We start from the raw sequence: 2,571 nt of genomic DNA on the forward strand, positions 1-2,571 counted from the left end.
TCCCAATATCCTGTCTTTGATTCCCGGCTAACGGACTCACGGTTTCCGACACGGGGTCGCAATCCTGCCGCCTCCCTGGCTTGTAAGACTTGCTTGCAAGCCTTACTCGCTTCTCCCAACAATCGTGCAGGCATCGCTATTGAGTCGAGAGCACGGCTCAGGCTGGACCGCAATGAGCGCATATGACCTGCACGCAGTAGTGGATTGCCCGATCACCGCTCCGGCCTCTACGGCCCGCCTGAGCCGGTCCCGCATGTCCTCAGCGGATTCACGATTCAGGGGCAACCCGGAATCAGTCATCGCGTTCTGCCTCTCCGAAACGGTCAGCGCTGCGCGACTAGCCCGTCGGTCCAGTACTCAACGCGAGTCGAGTGGGCGGGATTAAGTTAGCGAGCGTTCAGGTCGGCCTTTATCGGCCGAAAAAGCGGGAACTGAATATTCATTGCGGGTATCGGCGCAAAATGGGTGCCCGGCTGCCGTTCCTTCGCCCACGGTCGGAGGAGGCATTCACCAACTGCCGCTGAGAAGAGCGTGCTAACGGACCCGCGTTGGCCGACGACACGACTGAATGATTTGCGCACGAAGGGCCGCTGTCTGGTGCAGAGCCGTCCCTTGGACGTCCGGGTGCAAGCCTGCGCCAACGTCCGTAGATGGCCGGCTAGCGCCCGATGACCGAGCGCAACAATCGCGTCGGACGCTCGCCTTATGCAAAAAGGCATAACCCGACCCGGAGCGGTCGATCAACCCTCAGACCATCAACGCCCGGTCCCAGATGTTTACCCGCCATTCATTCATAGTCGAGGTCCTGCGCATCGTTGGGAACACGGGTGTTGCGGACGGAGGATTTGAAGCTAACTCAGGACACTGTTTCTGTCACGACGATTTCGCCAGACGGCATGCGTCCTCTCCATGTCGCGGCGGTGAGCGTGATGACCACTCCGGTCGGCACATCAACGCGGGGTTCCCATGGCGCTAGCATGATGGCAATAGCCGCCAACGCATGAGTTTGGGTGGGTCCGCATTGCGCTGAGCAACGTCGTCGAGATTCGTCGATTACGAAGCCAACGCGTGCCAGGTATCGGCGGAGCCACCCTCCGGGCAGATCAGTTGCCACTGGCCGGGCCCAACGTCCAGACCGTCGCCGTATTCGTGTTGTCGTTGACTGCCGCGAACTGTGACTGGCCACTGCTCCCGAGTCCGAACGCGAGGCCGAACGCGGCGCCTGCCGTCGGATCGACCTGCATCTGCGTGACGAACTGCCCGCCGGGCGTGAACTCGACGATTTCGCTCGCTTGCGCTTCGGGCAGATTGACAGCATCACCGTTCGATGTCACCAAGTCTCCATTCGGCGCAAACGCCAGTGCGAGCGGCCCGTGAAGGTGGGTACTGTCCGTATAAATCGGCGTTCCCGTGCCATTATCCTGCTTGAGCTTCCTCGCGCCCATAATCCGGTACACCGCGTTGTCACCGGTTGATGCGACATACAGAAAATCGCTTGCGCTGTCATAGGCCAGACCTGTCGGGCCGACAACCAGCGCCGCGGGGTCGGGTCGGTGCGTATAGCCGGACGCAATGATGACCGAGCTTGTCGCCAGCGTCGCGCCGCTCTCTCCGATGTTGATATCGATCCTCGCCACCGTTCCGCTTAGCACGTTTGAGACGAACGCCGTGACCTGCGGCGCCTGAGCCTGCTCATTAATTACCGTCATATCCCACGGACCGTCCAGGAGCGTGGCATCTGTCAGTACACTAACAAGCCCACCTTGGGGGTTGATCACCAGGAGGGAGCCGGGCGGCCTGATGGCCGATCCGTTCGTCGTCGGAAGATTGCCAACCAGCACAAAGCCGCTCTTAAGCACCGCAAGTGCGGTAGTGAGGCCAAGATTCTGTCCCTGGAAAAAGGTCACTGGCTTGCCGTCGGTCACAAGCTTCACGATGGTCGTGCCGGTGCCTTGCTTGTTCGATGCGGCGTTGAAGTTGGATACCAGCACGTCCCCCGGATGCAGCGTGCTCCACGCCGGCACGCCGCTGGGCACGAAAGCAATGCCGTACGGATTAACGTCACCCCTGTTCGGAACCGTCGACGCTACGGTGGATGTCGGCGGAAGGATCCCCTCTGCACCTGCAATGGTGGATCCCAGCGACAATACGACGAGACCGATTCCACTCATGGTGCCGCGTAATCGCGGGGGAAAAAAAAATCTGGATGGGCGACCGGGTTTCGACGAAGGGATAACCTGAATGGGTGATTCGAAGGCAGACAACTGACGCGTAGCTTTCATTGGGCACCTCCTTTTTCTGCGGACCACCCCAGCTGCGCGGGCGGCTGGGGAAAGCTCTGAGAGCCTGCGACGCTTCAACGCGAAAAGCCGTAGATACATAAACGAAGCAGGCTCCTCACTTATTCCGGCTTCTCTGTGCGGCATCGCAAATAGTGCCTGGTCGGAAGCAAACTGTGGATGTGGCCCGCGTGAGGGCGCGCCTCTAAGTCCGCTGTCGTGCGCAGAGCCGACTCCTGAATGGCTAGCTGAGCGCGCGGGCGAACGAGTCGGATCTGGCCGGGTTCCGTAG

At 60.5% G+C, this 2,571-nt stretch carries 1 protein-coding gene; it reads right to left on the bottom strand.

Annotated elements, in window-relative coordinates:
• Positions 1-1,103: 1,103 nt before the first annotated feature.
• Positions 1,104-2,282 carry a lactonase family protein gene (locus BMI01S_RS36890; RefSeq protein WP_028214840.1) on the bottom strand — a complete coding sequence of 393 codons (1,179 nt, stop codon included), beginning with the start codon at positions 2,280-2,282 and terminating at the stop codon, positions 1,104-1,106.
• Positions 2,283-2,571: the final 289 nt, after the last annotated feature.

Source organism: Paraburkholderia mimosarum LMG 23256 = NBRC 106338 (assembly GCF_000739815.1).
Taxonomy (GTDB): Bacteria; Pseudomonadota; Gammaproteobacteria; order Burkholderiales; family Burkholderiaceae; genus Paraburkholderia; species Paraburkholderia mimosarum.

Excerpts from the sequence above, each read along its gene's own strand:
- BMI01S_RS36890 (WP_028214840.1), bottom strand. The coding sequence starts at position 2,282 with ATGAAAGCTACGCGTCAGTTGTCTGCCTTCGAATCACCCATTCAGGTT.